10 protein-coding genes are annotated in these 15,669 nt (G+C 62.0%); 4 read left to right on the top strand and 6 right to left on the bottom strand.

What is annotated here, in order from left to right; translation table 11 throughout:
• Position 1: 1 nt before the first annotated feature.
• Complete coding sequence (locus JQ575_RS08490) at positions 2–1,198, top strand: acyl-CoA dehydrogenase family protein (RefSeq protein WP_212032759.1); 1,197 nt, start codon at positions 2–4, stop codon at positions 1,196–1,198.
• A 118-nt stretch (positions 1,199–1,316) separates the two neighbouring features.
• On the opposite strand, the gene JQ575_RS08485 is transcribed toward JQ575_RS08490, so the two are convergent.
• The 3 genes from JQ575_RS08485 to JQ575_RS08475 form a co-directional block, all read right to left on the bottom strand.
• Entirely contained in the window at positions 1,317–2,189 is an 873-nt protein-coding gene (locus tag JQ575_RS08485; RefSeq protein WP_212032758.1) for a division plane positioning ATPase MipZ, read from the bottom strand.
• A gap of 239 nt (positions 2,190–2,428) precedes the next feature.
• Positions 2,429–4,762 (bottom strand): xanthine dehydrogenase family protein molybdopterin-binding subunit, encoded by a 2,334-nt coding sequence (locus tag JQ575_RS08480; RefSeq protein ID WP_212032757.1) that lies wholly within the window; start codon positions 4,760–4,762, stop codon positions 2,429–2,431.
• Between the two features lie 1,022 nt (positions 4,763–5,784).
• Positions 5,785–6,012: a hypothetical protein gene (locus JQ575_RS08475; RefSeq protein WP_212032756.1), complete on the bottom strand. Its 228-nt coding sequence runs from the start codon at positions 6,010–6,012 to the stop codon at positions 5,785–5,787.
• A gap of 570 nt (positions 6,013–6,582) precedes the next feature.
• Here JQ575_RS08475 and JQ575_RS08470 point away from each other — a divergent pair.
• The 3 genes from JQ575_RS08470 to JQ575_RS08460 all read left to right on the top strand — a co-directional run bounded on the left by JQ575_RS08470 (position 6,583) and on the right by JQ575_RS08460 (position 10,910).
• Complete coding sequence (locus tag JQ575_RS08470; protein ID WP_249166523.1) at positions 6,583–7,740, top strand: TRAP transporter substrate-binding protein; 1,158 nt, start codon at positions 6,583–6,585, stop codon at positions 7,738–7,740.
• Between the two features lie 132 nt (positions 7,741–7,872).
• A complete protein-coding gene (locus JQ575_RS44470) occupies positions 7,873–10,524 on the top strand; it encodes an ATP-binding protein (protein ID WP_212032755.1) in 2,652 nt (883 codons plus the stop codon).
• On the top strand, positions 10,521–10,910 hold the full coding sequence (locus tag JQ575_RS08460) for a response regulator (RefSeq protein WP_212032754.1): 390 nt from the start codon (positions 10,521–10,523) through the stop codon (positions 10,908–10,910). The genes JQ575_RS44470 and JQ575_RS08460 overlap by 4 nt, the downstream gene beginning before the upstream one ends.
• A 132-nt stretch (positions 10,911–11,042) precedes the next feature.
• On the opposite strand, the gene JQ575_RS08455 is transcribed toward JQ575_RS08460, so the two are convergent.
• From JQ575_RS08455 to pgm, 3 genes are all read right to left on the bottom strand, one after another.
• Entirely contained in the window at positions 11,043–11,918 is an 876-nt protein-coding gene (locus tag JQ575_RS08455) for a dihydrodipicolinate synthase family protein (RefSeq protein WP_212032753.1), read from the bottom strand.
• A 77-nt stretch (positions 11,919–11,995) separates the two neighbouring features.
• The gene (locus tag JQ575_RS08450) at positions 11,996–13,609 is read right to left on the bottom strand and encodes a gamma-glutamyltransferase family protein (protein ID WP_312015904.1); all 1,614 of its coding nucleotides are present in this window, start codon (positions 13,607–13,609) and stop codon (positions 11,996–11,998) included.
• Positions 13,610–13,927: 318 nt separating this feature from the next.
• Complete coding sequence (gene pgm, locus JQ575_RS08445) at positions 13,928–15,604, bottom strand: phosphoglucomutase (alpha-D-glucose-1,6-bisphosphate-dependent) (RefSeq protein ID WP_249166522.1); 1,677 nt, start codon at positions 15,602–15,604, stop codon at positions 13,928–13,930.
• Between the last annotated feature and the right edge of the window lie 65 nt (positions 15,605–15,669).

Raw genomic sequence — 15,669 nt, 5'->3', positions numbered from 1 at the left:
CATGGATCTCACCTTCAGCGCCGAAGAGCGCGCCTTCGAACAGGAAGTCCGCGACTTCATCGCCCAGAATCTGCCGGCGGAAATGAAGCACGCGCAATCGCTGACCCCATCGGTGTTTTCCGATCCGGACATTGGGATCGCCTGGCAGAAGGCGTTGCACCGCAAGGGCTGGGGCGCGCCGGGATGGCCGGTGGAGCATGGCGGGCCGGACTGGACGCCGGCGCAGCGCTGGATTTTTGAAGCCGAATGCGCCCGCGCCGGTGCGCCGAACGTCAATGTGATGGGCGTCAAGATGGTCGGCCCCGTCATCATCGGGTTCGGATCGCCGGAGCAGCAGAATTTTTATCTGCCGCGGATCCGCTCGGGCGAGGATTACTGGTGCCAGGGCTATTCCGAGCCCGGCTCCGGCTCCGACCTCGCCTCGCTGAAGACGCGCGCGGTGCGCGACGGCGACGATTACATCATCAACGGCACCAAGATCTGGACCACGCACGCCCACCACGCCAACCGCATGTTTGCGCTGGTGCGCACCAACGAGACCGAGCGGCAGCAGGACGGCATCTCCTTCATCCTGATCGACATGAAGAGCCCGGGCATCACGACACGGCCGATCCTCACGATCGGCGGCGACCACGAGGTCAACCAGGTGTTCTTCGACGATGTGCGCGTGCCCGTCGCCAACCGGGTCGGCGAGGAAGGCAAGGGCTGGACCTACGGCAAATATTTGCTCGAATTCGAACGCGGCTCCGGCATCGCCTCGGCCAAGTTGCGCGAGGCGCTGAAGACGGTATCCGACCTCGCCGAATCCGAGGCCACCGGCCGTGCCATTGACGATCCCGATATTTCGATGCGGATGTCCGAGATCGAGGTCGATATCGACACGCTCGAGATGACCGAATTGCGGGTGCTGTCGGCGCTGCAGACCGGGCAGAATCCCGGCGCGGTGTCCTCGCTGCTCAAGTTGCGCAACAGCGAGATTAGGCAAGCGGTGACGCGGCTCGGTGTCGATGTGATCGGCCATGACGGGCTCTATGTCGAGCCGATGCGGCCGTTCTACAAGCTCAACGAGGCACCGGGGATTCCCGAGGAGATGCTGCCGGTGGTGCCGGAATATCTCAACAGTCGGGCGTACACGATCTTCGGCGGCTCATCGGAGATCCAGCGCGATATTATCGCGAAGATGGTGTTGGGACTCTGAGGACTCACCTACCGTCATTCCGGGGCGTGCGAAGCACGAACCCGGAATCCATTTCACGACGGAGCATGCGGCTTGATGGATTCCAGGTTCGCGCTGACGCGCGCGCCGGAATGACAATTCAAGCCACTGCCTGCCGCCGGCCCACAATCTCGTGGGCCGTTGCGGCGTTGCCCAATCCGATCGCGGTGAGCAGCTTCAGCATCTCCAGCCGCGCGGTGACGTGCGACATGGTGGGGCGGCTGCCGAGCGTTATCTCGTCGAGATCATCGACCGCCGTCAGGCCCCGCGGATAGAATTCGCGGAAGATCACGCGTTCGGCCAACCCCTCGATGCAGCGGAAGTTCAGCCGCTGCGACAGCTGCTGGATACTCTCGCCGACGAGGCGCTTGTTGCGCGAGCCGAGCGTCGAAAGGCGATTGCGCAGCACGATCCAGTCGGTGACGCCGAGATAGCGCACGCGGCGCCTGCCGCGCGCTTCCTCCACCATCTCTGCATAATGGCTGGTGCCGGTGACGCGGAAGGATTCCGGATCGACGGTGCCGAGCACATCGAGATCGACGAAGCTGTCATTGAGCGGCGTGATCAAGGTGTCCGCCATCGCATGCGCGACATGCGTCAGATAATCGTCGTGGCCGGGGGTGTCGATGATGACGACGCCATAGCGACCGGCGAGTGTCTCGACGGTCTTTTCCAGCGCCCGGCAGCCGGCGGCCTGTTCGTCGGCCGAGGGATAATCGAGTTGCTGGAAGCAGAAATGCTGGGGCATGCCGAGGTCGCGGCCGACATGACGCGCCCAGGCGCGCCGGTTCTCGATGTGATGGGTGAGGCTTTTCTGCCTGGTATCGAGATCGATGGTGGCAACTGCCTGGCCCGATTTGATCAGGGCGATCGCGATATGCATCGCGACGGTGGATTTTCCTGACCCGCCCTTCTCGTTGCCGACGACGATCACACGAGCAGACAGTGCCCGCATCGCACCTTCAACCGACATCGGATCGCCCCCGAGAGTGTGACCGCATTCTTGCTTCTTGACGTTGTCATTGGCCTTGATTCGGCGGATTCTCGCAACGGTGCGGGCTGCTGATTTTTGAGGCGTGCTGCTTTGAGTCGCAGCTTGCGAAGATGGACGCTACTAGTCGTCATGCCCGGGCTTGTCCCGGGCATCCACGTCTTTGGTGTCCAAGCAAGCAAGACGTGGATGGCCGGGACAAGCCCGGCCATGACGGAGTTCTACGATTGCGCGAGCGCCGCCCGCGCATCCCTGATCGCCTGCCAGACCTTGGCCGGCGTCAGCGGGGTGTTGAGCTGCTTGATGCCGAGCTCGCTGAGCGCATCCATCACGCCATTGGTGATGCAGGGCGGGCCGCCGATGGCGCCGGATTCGCCGCAGCCCTTGGCGCCCAAGGGATTGGTACGGCACGGCGCGGAATCATCCAGCGTGACTTCGATCGGCGGAATGTCGTCGGCGCGCGGCACGCAGTAATCCTGATAGCTCGCGGTCAGGAGCTGGCCTTCCTCGTTGTAGGACACGCCTTCATACAGCGCCTGCCCGATGCCCTGCGCGACGCCGCCATGCACCTGGCCGGTGACGAGCATCGGATTGACGGCGATGCCGACATCGTCGACCGTGGTGTAGCGCACCACCTTGCTGACGCCGGTTTCCGGATCGATCTCGACCTCGCAGATATGCGTGCCGTTCGGCCAGCTCGGGCCGTCGACCTCGCCCTCTGAGTCGACGCTGAGCCGCGCGCCGTCTTCCTTCCTGGCGATCTCGAACAGGCTGATGCGTCTGTCGGTGCCGGCCACCGTGAGAAAGCCGCCCTGATACTCGATATCCTCGACCGAGGTCTCCAGCACGTTGGAAGCTTTTTCGCGCGCCTTGTTGATCATGTCGTTGGTGGAAACCGCCACCGCCGTGCCGCCGACGAACAGCGAGCGCGAGCCGACGGAGCCGAAACCGGTCGCGAGATCCGTATCGCCCTGCACCACGTCGATCTTGTCCATGGGGATGCCGAGCGTATCCGACACCATCTGGGTGTACGTGGTCTGCAGGCCCTGCCCCATCGCCATGGTGCCGGAATGCAGGATGATGCGCCCCTCGGCCGTCGCGTGCAGTGAGACCTTTTCGGTGTGCGCGCGCCCGCCGGTCCATTCGATGTAGCTGGTGAGGCCGCGGCCGTAGAGCAGGCCCTTCTTCTTCGCGGCTTTCTTGCGCGCGGCAAAACCGTCCCAATCGGCGAGATCGGAGGCGCGCTGCATCATGTGCGCGAAGGCGCCGGAATCGTACACCTGGCCGGCGGCGTTGGTGTAGGGCAATTGCGCGGGCTTGATGTAATTGACCTTGCGGATGGCGCGCGGGTCCATGCCGATCTGGCGCGCAGCGGCGTCCATCAGCCGCTCGACGATGAACACGGCCTCCGGCCGGCCCGCGCCGCGATAGGCGCCGACCGGCGCGGTGTTGGTCATCACGGATTTGACTTCGAAATGCACCAGCGGAAGATCATAGACGCCGGTCTGCACGAACGGCCCGAGCACCAGCGGGATGATGTTGCCTGCGCCGCTGCTATACGCGCCGGTGCCGCCGATCGAGCGCACGCGGTAGGCCAGCACGCGGCCCTTGGCGTCGAGCGCGAATTCGCCGGTCGAGGTCAGATCGCGGCCATGGGTGCCGCCGACGAACTCATCGGTGCGGTCGCCGCGCCAACGGATTTTCTTGCCGAGCTTGGTGGCGGCATACGCCACCACGCCGTCTTCCGGATAAAGGCTGGTCTTCTGCCCAAAGCCGCCGCCGATATCGCCGACCAGCACGCGGACGCTTTCCTTCGGCCGTTTCAGGATCGATTCGGCGAGCAGGTCGCGGGTCGAGCCCGGGGTTTGCGATTGGACGTGCAGGATCAGCCGGCCGGACTTCTTCTCGATCTCGGCAATGGTCGAGCGCGGCTCCATCGCCGATGGAATGAGGCGCTGGCTGACCAGATCGAGCGACACGGTATGCGCGGCGCTGGCGAAGGCCGCTTCGACCTTGGCGGCATCGCCATAGCTCATGGCGCCGACGATGTTGTCGGGCGCCTCGGGCCACACCACAGGCGCGCCCGGCTTGACCGCCTCAACGGGATCGACCACCGACGGCAGCACCTCGTAATCGACCGCGATCGCTTCGGCCGCGTTCTGCGCCAGCACCCGTGAGGTCGCAACCACGGCTGCGACCGGCTCGCCGGCAAAGCGCACGACCTCATGCGCCAGCAGCCGCCGCGGCGGCACCGTCATCGGCGAACCGTCCGGCCGCTTGAAGATCGCCAGCGTCGGGATGGTGCCGATATCGTCCCTGACCAGGTCGGCGCCGGTATAGATGGCTTCGACGCCCGGCAGCTCCGCCGCGGCCCTGGTATCGATCGCGACGATCTTGGCGTGGGCATGCGGCGAGCGCAGCACGTGCAGCCACAGCGCGCCCTCCTCCGGCCTGTCGTCGATGAACTGCCCCTTCCCGGTAAGCAGCCGCTGATCTTCCAAACGCTTGACCGGCTGGCCCGCACCAAAACGCATATTGCCGGGAAGAATGTTCATCAGTTGGTCCTTCGATTTTCTTCGCAAAAGTTGGGCTGGTTCTAGCCGATAGATAGGGTGCGAGCCAACCCTATGGAAGCGCCTGGGAAATAGGCATTTGTCTTGCTCAGCGTCGTCCCGGCCTTACGATCGTCGTCCCGGCCTTGAGCCGGGGACCATACGCCGCGGCGGTTGTTGTTGCGGAAGGTCTCTAACGCCGGTGCTCATATCGATAGGCCGCGGCGTATGGGTCCCGGCGTTCGCCGGGACGACGGGGATATACGGCCGCGATCTCGCGGCACATTGCGCCCGAGCTCTGCCAGAAATTCCTTGCCCTTGAAAATAGAGGGCGCAGGGAATGCCGGATGCGCGCTGCACCCGCGGTCCCGTGTGCGATTGTGCTAAGAAAGCTGCACACGAGCATACAGGGCAGCGGAGAACATCCGACATTCCCTGCGCAGTGGCTTTACGGCTTATGACGCGCTCTCCCCGGTGAGACGGCCTCTATTGCCACCGTCACCCTTCGGGAGCGTTGGCTCCCGAAAGACTTGACGCCGTTACGGGCGCCAGGACCACACGCTTTCGCCGTACGCTTCAGCCGCGACCGTCAATCGCAACGTCAGCGTCCACCGCATCCCCGCCCCTCGTCATGACGACGGCCGACGCCCCTCTGAGTGGGACGGGATGGGCATAGATGTGCAGGTGATTTGGGGTCGAAGGAAAGGGAAATATTTTTGATTTTCGGCAATTCTTGACTTGACACGATTTCCGTAAATCGGAATTGATTTGCCCGTCGGGTTGTTTTGTCGCACCGCGGATCCCGAACTGTGCTTGCCGGCGGGGCGAAGCAGTTTGCGGTCTGCAACATCAACCTGAAGGCCAAAGCAGATTTGAGCGGGCTGGCGACACGGCGTCGCGCAGAATCACACCCGATTCTGCCGGACGTTATCCACCCCCGGAACCGCATGTCTGTTCCCGGAGGTAATGTCAGTAACCACGACGCCGATCACATCACCAGAACAGCGATGCGATCATGGAATCCTCTACACCCGCGGTGGCAGATAGATGCACACCGGGAGGTTGGCGACGCAGACATGACAATTACCATCGGGCGAGGCGCGCAGCGTCCATCTCGGAAACGTCCTGTCTCGCCAGCGCCAGCCGTCATCGCCGAGATCGATCACCTCGTTGCACGGCACCGGGCGGCAATGATGATCTTCGCAACATTCGTGCGAATACAGCATGTGGATGAGGATCAGCACCGTCTTCATCTTCGTCATCCTTGGCGATGATAGCTTGTGACGTTCACCATCAGCAGTCGGTTTGTCCGATGGCCGTCCTATCCGCACACCGCAGTTTGCCTTAAATGTGACCTGTGGATCACCGACAGCTATTGTGCACTGAGCGGACGAGATGCGCTCCACGCTTGATGTCAGTTCACGGCGTCAGAGCGGACATCACTGATGCGAGGACCGACTTTCGTTTTTGCCCCGAAGCGAACGTGTCGTCGACGCTACCTTGTGGGTTCGTCAGCCCTCTCGCGGTTGCGAGATGGACAGCCATTCTCTTGATCGTTGGCTCGCGTTGAAAATCAAGCGTCTGCAGATGGCTGTTTAAACGTCGAAAGCGAAGAAAGCTCTGGTCGCGGTCATGATTTGCGATAGGGTGCAGAAGCTTGTCCGATGGTTCAGCGATTAGGACGTTACCGGTGCAGTCAGCCGCACCTGTGCAGGAGCCCTGACCCTATCGGTGTGAAGTACATTGCAGACCCGCGCGGTTGGGTATGCTATTAACCATTTCAGTTTCTCGCGATCTTACGTGCCGACCAGTGGACGCTTCGGTTGTCCTTGGGTCGCCTACACCAGTTACATGGAAATAGGGCTGCCTGTAAAACGGGAGGAGAGACTATGGATCGCCGCCAATTCGTTGCGGGCGCGAGCATTGCGGTCGCCGCCGCTTCTGCCTTTCCAGCGCCTGCCATCGCCCAAGGCGCGCGCGAACTCAAGATGGTCACCATATGGCCGAAGGGCTTGCCGGGCCTGCAGTCAGGCGCCGAACGTGTCGCACAGTCGATTACGACGCTGTCGGGCGGCCGACTGCAAGTCAACGTCTTCCCCGCCGGTCAGCTGGTCGGCGCAATGGAATCGTTCGATGCCGTCTCCTCCGGACTGGCTGATCTCTACCACGCATCAGAAGTCACATGGGCGGGCAAGTCCGCCACCTTCGCCTATTTCTGCAACGTCCCGTTTGGATTTACCCCGGACGAGATCAACGCATGGGTTTACTACGGCGGTGGTCAGGCGCTGTGGGACGAGCTGAGCGCCGGGTTCGGCCTCAAGGCGTTCCTGTGCGGCAATACCGGTCCTCAGATGGGCGGCTGGTTCACCAAGGAGCTCACAAGCATCGATGCCTTCAAGGGCCTGCGCTATCGCATGCCCGGCCTGGGTGGCGACGTGTTGCGCCGGCTGGGCGCCGTGGTGGTTACCTTGCCGGGCGGCGAGATCATTTCGTCACTTCGATCAGGCGCGATCGACGCGAGCGAATTCGTGGGTCCCTGGGTTGACATGGCGTTAGGCCTGCACAAGGCGGCTAAGTACTACTACTATCCGGGCTTCCATGAGCCGGGGGCGGCGGTCTCGCTTGCCGTAAACAAGAAACTTTGGGAAAGCCTCGGCAGCACCGACAAAAGCATAATCGAGGGTGCCGCCGCGCTCGAGAACACACGTTCCCTTGCTGAGGCCACCGCCGCTAACGCCACTGCACTCGAGGAGCTTGTCAAAGATCCCGCGATCCAGATCCGCAAGGTCGATGACGCGATCTTGCTGGAGTTCGGCAAGATCTCCGGCGAAGTTCTATTCGAGTTAAGCCGCAAGGACGACCTGGCGCGGCGGGTCTACGACAGCTTCATGAAGTTCCGTACCGCGGCCGTTCGCTGGAGCGACGTTTCGGAACGCGCGTTCCTGAATGCGCGGGCGCTGCCGTATCCATTTGGAGGGTGACGGAGGCATTTCGCACCCTCAGGCCAAGGCGAGAACATGGGTCTGGCGAGGTCTAGCCGGTCAACAGCGCTCTTGAGTCCGAACCTGCGGACATGGGTGCCATCTCGGCTCGGCGTAGCAAACCGACTGCTATTGGCCTTCCTCGGAATCAGCGGCCTGGGTGTCGTCGGTGCGACCGTTGCAATCTTCTCCTTCCGCGATATCGGCCAGGCTCTCGATCGCATCACGGCACGACGCGTGCCCGCCGCACTGGCTTCAGTGGAAGTATCGCGACGGGTCGAACGGATTGTTTCCGCCGCGCCGGCCCTGCTCTCTGCTGCCACGCCAGCCGATCACAACGAGAGTTCGCAGAGGATAGGCATCGAGATGCAGGAGCTCGCCGCACTGCTGGAAAGCCTCGAGCACCGTGGCGCCGACAGCGATGCCCTCGGCTCAATGCGATCAGCCGTTGGTCGTCTGCGGACCAATCTTGAATCGCTGGACAAGCTGGTCGCGGATCGCATGATCGTAAGCGCGCTGAAGCGCGGCCATTCGAGCAACGCGCTCAGTACTCACAATGAAAGCCAAAGCCTGCTGGCACCCTGGCTCCAGATTGTCGAGGGGGAGGTCGCGCAATCGCGCCGCGCGTTCGACGACGCCAAGATGAGCGCCCAGGAACGGATTGCGGCCGGCAGCGGGCTGGTCCGCTCCACGGCGTCCTATCATGCACTCCAGCGCGTGCAGTTTCTCATTACGTCGGTAAGTGACAGGTTGCAGCAGATCTCGGCAGCAAGCGATTCAGACAGCGTGCGTGTGCAAATGTTTCGAATCCAGCAATCCCTGCGTGAGACGAGGCAGATAACACCCAACCTGGATCCGAGATTGCAACCGCTTCTGATTGGCAGGCTCGAGGAATTCCGTGCACTTGTCGAGGGGATCAACAGCATTCCCGAGTTGCGGTTGCAAGAGCTTGGCATCGTTGCTCAGGCTACCCGCAACCTGACGGAGAATGCTGCGCTCTCGCGAGACCTCACTCAGGCGGCGAATCGCCTCGTCTCAATTGCAAACCGCGATATCGTGCAGGCTAATGATGAGGCGTTCGCGGTTCAGCGATTCAGTTCGACCGTCCTGATCGCAGCGGTAGCGCTCAGCCTACTCAGCTCTATCGGGATTGTTTGGTTGTATGTGGGGCGCAACATCGTCTCGCGGTTGACCGCACTTAGCCGCAGCATGCTGGCGATTGCCGAGGGCAATCTTGCGACCAGCGTACCGACCGGGGGTAGCGACGAGATCTCGGAGATGGGCAGAGTAGTCGAGGTTTTGCGTAAGAACACGCTCGAACGGAACGAATTGCTGATAGAGAGAGAGCAAACGGCCGTGCGGCTCGAGAAGCAAGTCGAGGCGCGCACCATCGAGCTGGCCCGGTCGGTTGAGGAGCTTCGCGCGCTCGGCGACGTCAGCCAGGCGGTCAACTCGACCATTGATTTGCAAACGGTGCTGTCCACGATCATCTCGAAAGCGGTCCAACTATCGGGCACCGACGCCGGCACAATCTATGCGTTCGACGATGCCCGTCAGGAATTCCAATTGCGCGCCAGCTACGGCATGGACGAGGCGTTGGTCGCAGCCATAAAGGACCGCAACGTCCGCCTGGGCGAGACCCTGATCAGTGAGGCGGCGATACAGCGCAGGCCCGTTCAGGTTGCCGACATTAGCAAGGATCCTACGTTGGTCCTCGACATCATCAGGCGCGCTGGATTCCGTGCGCTGCTGGCTGTCCCGCTGTTAGGCGCAGACCGGATCGTCGGCGCGCTGGTGGTCCGTCGCAAGCAGCCGGGCGACTTCCCCCAAGGCACGGTTAACCTATTGCAGACCTTCGGGGCACAATCGGTACTAGCCATCCAGAACGCTCGCCTCTTTGACGAGGTACAGTCGCGCACACGCGAATTGGCGAAGTCGCTGGAGGGCCTGCGGGCCACGCAAGACCGTCTCGTCCAGACTGAGAAGCTTGCCTCGCTCGGCCAGTTGACGGCCGGCATCGCGCACGAGATCAAGAATCCGCTCAATTTCGTAAACAATTTTTCGGCCGTTTCCGTCGAGCTTGTCGATGAACTGCGGGAGGCACTCGCAAGGGCCAGCCTTGCTCCCCAGTTGCGAGGCGAGATCAGCGAGATTTCGGATATGCTGCAGGACAATCTTGACAGGGTTGTGCAGCACGGCAAACGGGCCGACTCGATCGTCAAGAATATGTTGCTGCACTCGCGCCAGGGATCCGGGGAGCATCAGCCCACCGATATCAATGCCGTCGTCGAGGAGAGTCTCAATCTCGCATACCACGGTGCACGGGCAGAGAAGCAGGATTTCAACGTCACGCTGGAGAAGTCCTTCGATCCTGCGGCCGGCGAGGTCGATATGTTTCCACAGGAGATTACGCGCGTGCTGCTTAACCTCATCTCGAACGGTTTTTATGCGGCGACGAAACGGAATTTGGAAGCCAACGGACGCGGCTACGCACCCACGCTTGCCGTTCTGACCAGAAATCTGGGTGAGAGCGTCGAAATCAAAATTCACGATAACGGTACGGGAATTCCAGCCGAGGTGAAGGAAAAGATGTTCGATCCGTTTTTCACCACAAAACCCCCGGGCGAGGGGACAGGCCTCGGTCTTTCGCTCAGTTACGACATCATCGTGAAACAGCATGCGGGATCGATTGAGGTCGATACGCAGCCCGGCCAATTTACCGAATTCCGGATTGTCTTGCCGCGGCGCGCTGCGAAGCTCGCCCAATTGGGAGAGCGCTCGTGAACCTTCTTATTCTTGTTGTCGACGACGAACCGGATGTGGAGGCGCTTTTTCGCCAACAGTTTCGGCGCGATATCCGCGCAGGCCGGTTCACGATGGAATTTGCGCAGTCTGGTGACGTCGCGCTCTCGCGCATAAGCGAAGCGCGTGAGCAATCGCTCATTCTGATCCTGTCGGACATCAACATGCCGGGAATGAGCGGCCTGGAAATGCTTCCCAAAGCGAAGGCGATACGGCCGGATGTCCCGATCATCATGATCACGGCCTATGGCGATGCAGAAACCAAACGCCGGGCGCTGGATGGTGGCGCCGAGGCGCTTCTGACAAAGCCGATCGACTTTGGGGCACTCCGTGGCAAGATTGACAGTCGTGTTGAAAGGGCTGCGTGACTGGACGAATGTCCGTTGTTGGGCACGAAGCGGACCCAAGTCATTGTCCGCTCTTCTTTGGCTTTTGGCGGAACGGCGGACTGGGCGCCATCGATCCAGCACGATTGATGATTGCACGACCTGGCAAGCCAGCTAGCTGACATCCCTTAACGCTGCCTCGACCACCTTGCGCTGCTCCGCCGTCAGCGCCGCCTGCGGCGGGACGGGGTCGCCGACGGCGTAGCCTTGAATCTCAAGGCCGGCCTTGATGCAGGCCGCGAGGTTGAAGCGGGCGAAGGCTTCGTTGATGCGCCACAGCTTGCGCTGCAGCGTCATCGCCTCGTCCCAGCGTTTTGCGTGGCAGAGATTGTAGAGCTCGACGCTCTGGCGCGGGATGATGCAGGCCGGGCCGGCCATCCAGCCGAGGCCGCCGATCAGCATCACCGCCGCCGGAATGTGCGCCGAGGCCGAGAACACGCGGATAGAGTCGCCGCAGCGGTTCATGATCGACAGCAGCCGGCCGGTGTTGGTCGAGGCGTCCTTGATGTAGCCGATGCGCGGATGCGCGGCGAGGCGCTCGATTACGTCGAGCGTGAGATCGGAGCGCTGGAATTGCGGGTTGGTGTAGATCACGACGGGAATCTCGACCGCGTCGGCAATGGCACGGAAATAGGATTCCACCTGCGCATCCGAAATCGGAAAGTAAGCTTCGAGGATCGCGAGAATGCCGTCGGCGCCGAGCTTCTGATACGCCTTCGCCTGCGCCACCGCGTCCGCCGTCGAGGTCGAGGCGACGCCGGCAATCACGGGCACCCGGCCTCTGGCGGCCTCGATCGTGGTCTGCACCACGGCGGTGCGCTGCGCCTGGTTGAGATAGGCGAACTCGCCGGTCGAGCCCAGCGGTGTCAACCCGTGCACGCCTGATGTGATCAGATCGTCGCAGAGCCGGCTGAGGACGTCGGTGCGGATGTCGCCTTCGGGGCCAATCGGTGAAACCAGATAGGGGAAGACGCCGTGCAGGTCAGCCATTGAGACAAACGCCTTTTGAAACCCGGGAACGGATGGAAGCGATCGCCCATATATCAAACGGGCCTGGTCGTTCAAGTTCAGGAAGCCGTAAGCGCCATCCCGTCGGTCGCTGGATCGGCACCACCTTGCATCCCTTCAGAAGAAATCTTGATACCGTGTACCCAACCGAATGTGTGGCTAAGTGCGGATCGTACCGTCTGATATCCGAGCCCATTCAGCGCCCGCTCGGCAGAGCGCGGGATCCGGTTCGAGAGATCGATGATATCGCTGGTAGCCGAAAAGCGGGGCGTTGAGACCGCCTCCAGCATCGACATTTCGAAGTCGAGGACGTTCAGCGATACCTGGAGCACGCCCATGGCGATCTGGGTCGCACCGGGTGCTCCGATCACCAGGACGGGCTTGTCATCCCTGAAGACGATCGACGGGCAAATGGAGGAGAATCTCGCCTTTCCCGGCGCCAGCGAGCCGGCGCGGCCGGGCCGCGGATCGAAGACCCCCATGCATCCATTGTACATGAAGCCCAGCCCCTCAGTGATCACGCCAGATGGCAACCCGAGCGAATGGGTCATCGAGATGCAGTTGCCGTCGGCATCGCATATCGAAACCTGTGTCGTATCCTTGCTCGGGAGGCCGGCATTGAGCCTGACCACGTTGACCTTGTCGCCACGCTTGATGCCATCAGCGATTTCGGCGCAGTGCTCCTTGGAGATCAGGCGATCGGTCGGAACGTCAACGAAGGAAGGGTCGCCGATAAAGAGATCCTTGTCGCGCGTTGCGGCCTTCATGGCTTCGGCAACGACGCGAATGTATTCGACGCTGTTGTGACCGATGGACTTCAAGTCGAAATTCTCGAGCGTCCGAAGCATCTCCAGCAGCATGATGCCGCCGCCCGGCGCCTGATTTGTGGTCACCCGTGAGTTTCGATAGGTGGCTGAGAGCGGCTTGTTCCTTGCGGTTCGCAGCTTCTCGAGATCAGAGCGGCGCAACAGACCGCCGTGGGCCCGCATGTCCGCGTCGATGGCATCGGCGATCTCGCCGCGAAAGAAGGCGTCGGGTCCATCCTTCGCGATAACCCGCAGCACGTTTGCATAGTCCCGATTGACGACGCGATCTCCCACACGCTTCGGCGACCCATCCGCTCGGCAATAAAGCGCCTTGGCCGATGGGACGAATGAAATTCGGTTGGCATTGCCCACCCGTCCCATCGTTCCTTCTTCCGACCACCAGCTGTAGACATGCGGCCGGACGTTCCAGCCGCTTTCCGCGTAATCAATGGCCGGGCCAAACAGCTCCGACCAGGGCAATTTGCCGAGATCACGGTGCGCGTCGGCAAAGGCCCTGAGCGAGGAAGGCACGCAGATCGATTGATAACCGATGTCGTTCACGTTCCCCTTGAGAATAAAGCCGTATCCGTCACGCGCTTCGCCCTCGATCAGATCCTGCCACATGTCAGGTCGTACGGCTGATGGCGCCGGGGCATGGAAATCGTAGTAGGTATGCACCTTCTTCGACGGGAAATAGGCGGCCAGGCTTCCGAAACCGGCAATTCCGCACATCATGGGGTCAACGACTGTCTGAACCAGCGCGGCCGCGATGGCAGCATCGATCGCATTGCCGCCGGCGACGAGGATGTCCCTGCCCGCCTCTGTGGCCTCGGGTTGCGGAGTTACCACCATGCCCTTGTGCGTCACGTTCTTCTCCCTGGCGCCGTGAGTTGAGATCCGGTCGCTGCAAGGAGCGAAGCAGCTAAGAATTCTTTTGGCAACAGCGCGATCGGCATGGGCCTTTGCGAGACAAACCAAACCTCGGGCAGCCGTACGGATCTTCGCGACTTTCCTCGGTGTCAAACTCTTCACGCTCGCGCGGTGGACTCGCGGCATGCCCAGATCGGCTGCCAGCAGGCCGCAACTGGGCGCCTACTTGCAGCGCATGATCGGCCGGCCGGCTGTGCAGCGTGCTCACGCACAGGAGCACCTGCCTCAGCCGTGGGCTTAACAGCGAGCGCTTCGTCAGAACGCCTTGGCGATCGCGGCTTTGGCATCGCTCTGGATCTTCCCGAGATGATCCGTGTCGCGAAAACTTTCGGCGTAGATCTTGTAGACGTCTTCGGTGCCGGACGGCCGTGCCGCGAACCAGCCCTGATCGGTCTCGACCTTGATACCGCCGAAGGGCTGATCGTTGCCGGGCGCCTTGGTCCGGATCGCCGTCACCGGATCGCCGGCCATTTCCTTCAGCCCAAGCTGATCCGGCCCGAGCGCCTTGAGCGCGTTCTTCTGCTTTGGCGTTGCCGGCACGTCGATCCGCGCATAGACCGGCGTGCCGAGTTCGGCGGTCAGTCCCGCAAACAACTCGCTGGGATTGCGGCCGGTTTTGGCGAGGATTTCAGCCGCCAGCAGCCCCATCACGACGCCGTCCTTGTCGGTGGTCCAGACCGATCCGTCGCGTTTGAGGAACGAGGCGCCGGCGCTTTCCTCGCCGGCAAAGCCGAATGCGCCGCTGCCGAGCCCCTCGACGAACCATTTGAAGCCGACGGGAGTTTCAACGAGCTTGCGGTTCAGCTTCTTCGCAACGCGATCGATGATCGAACTGGAAACGATGGTCTTGCCGATCGCGGCATCCCTGCCCCATTGCGGCCGGTGCTCGAACAGATAGGCGATCGCAGCCGCAAGGAAATGGTTCGGGTTCATCAACCCGCCGGTGCGCGTCACGATGCCGTGGCGATCGGCGTCGGTATCGTTGGCGAAGGCGACGTCGAACCTGTCGCGCATCTGAATCAGGCTCGCCATCGCGTAAGGCGAGGAGCAATCCATCCGGATCTTGCCGTCCCAGTCCGCGGTCATGAAGCGGAAGGTGGGATCGACGACGTCGTTCACAACAGTGGCGTTGATGCCGTAGTGCTCGATGAGCGGCTGCCAATAATGCACGGCGGCGCCGCCGAGCGGGTCGATGCCGATTTTCACGCCGGATGATTTGATCAGGGCCATGTCAACGGCATTGCCGAGATCGGCGACATAGGGGCGGATGTAATCATGCAGGTGCGTCGTCGGCGCCTTGCGGGCGCGCTCATACGGCATCCGCGCCACGCCCTTCATGTCCGCCGCCATAAAGGCGTTCGCGGCTTTTTCCACCCTGGCCGTGACATCGGTATCGGCCGGCCCGCCATGGGGCGGGTTGTATTTGTAGCCGCCGTCCTCGGGTGGATTATGCGACGGCGTGATGACGACGCCATCGGCAAGGCCGCCCGTCCGGCCCTTGTTGTAGCTCAGGATCGCGTGCGAGATGACCGGCGTCGGCGTGTAGCCGCCGCGATCGTCGATCATGATCTCGACGCCGTTGGCGGCAAACACTTCCACCGCGCTCACCAGCGCCGATTCCGCCAGCGCGTGGGTGTCGATGCCGATGAACAGCGGGCCGGTCAGCCCGGTTTCGCGGCGGTAATCGCAGATCGCCTGCGTGGTGGCCAGAATGTGGTTTTCGTTGAAGGAGTTTTTCAGCGACGTGCCGCGATGACCCGAGGTGCCGAAGGCAACGCGCTGCGCCGGATCGGCCGGATCGGGTTTTCCGGCGAAATAGGCCGTCATCAGGCGCGGAACATTGACGAGATCAGCGGAACCGACCGGTTTACCCGCGGCAGGATTGGTTGCAGTCACATGGCCTCTCAGGAAGGAGTGGTTTCCTGAGAACATACGCGAAAGGATGGCGGCGACAAAGGCGCTTTCGGCCGCTCACGATGCCGGAAATGCAAGCAGGC

The organism is Bradyrhizobium sp. JYMT SZCCT0428, assembly GCF_018131075.1.
GTDB lineage: Bacteria > Pseudomonadota > Alphaproteobacteria > Rhizobiales > Xanthobacteraceae > Bradyrhizobium.
Note: the sequence above shows the minus strand (reverse complement) of the source record. Positions and strands in the feature narration are given on the sequence as shown.